Source organism: Hansschlegelia beijingensis, from assembly GCF_045505405.1.
Classification (GTDB): domain Bacteria; phylum Pseudomonadota; class Alphaproteobacteria; order Rhizobiales; family Methylopilaceae; genus Methylopila; species Methylopila beijingensis_A.
In genome coordinates this window covers 1-729 of sequence record NZ_JBJKEX010000663.1, presented here as the reverse complement: position 1 = coordinate 729, position 729 = coordinate 1, and the positions used below count along the sequence as shown (strand labels likewise).

The following is a 729-nucleotide window of genomic DNA, read 5'->3' as shown; positions in this document are numbered from 1 at the left end:
ATTCACCCGTTCCTAAGGCCCGGCGTGCGATGATGCCTGACGGGGGTATCTCTGGGGCGACTGGCATGGCGATGGCGCCGCGGCCGGGCTGAGGTCTGGCGGAAGGCGAATCGGAATCCGGCATCTGACCCTTCATTCAGCGGTTCAGCGCCCGGCGACGATCTCGAAAGCCCGCAGCTTCGCTTCAGGTCCGAGGTCGACCGGCCGGAGCCAGGACGGCGTGTCGCCCGACAGCAGCATCGCCGAGAACCCGTCCGGATGCGCTTTCGCGTTCGGCCTGACGCCGGCGTCCACCGTGCAGACGACGACATAATCTGCGCGACGCGACAACGCCACCGCGCGCGCGGTCTCCTCGCTGCCCTGGAAGGCCTCGAGCTCCGCCAACATTCCATCGATGTTCCGGTGGTACGGCGCGCCGACAACCGCATGGGGCGAGAAGGCGAGGATGAACGGGCCGGTGTCGATCGTGTTCAGCGCGAGCCCGGGCGGGAGCCGCCGAAGCGCCCGATAGTCCGCCGCCGGGCAGCCGGTGAAGGACAGCCGCTGATTCTCGAGCGACGGCAGGCCGGCCGCCGCCGCGATCTGCAGGCCGATGATCGTGAGCGTCACCGGCGCGAAGGCGACCAAGACCTTCGGCAAGTGGGAACTCGGCCTCGCGGCGTTCGGCTCGACCGAGTATGACACCCCGGGCGGCCGTCCGAAGCAGAAGCAGTTCGCCCTCGGCCCGCT

Annotated in this window: 1 protein-coding gene; it reads right to left on the bottom strand. The window is 69.1% G+C overall.

Annotation, left to right across the window (positions count from 1 at the left end):
- Positions 1–144: 144 nt before the first annotated feature.
- Positions 145–609: a hypothetical protein gene (locus tag ACIKT0_RS19485; RefSeq protein ID WP_407106912.1), complete on the bottom strand. Its 465-nt coding sequence runs from the start codon at positions 607–609 to the stop codon at positions 145–147.
- Between the last annotated feature and the right edge of the window lie 120 nt (positions 610–729).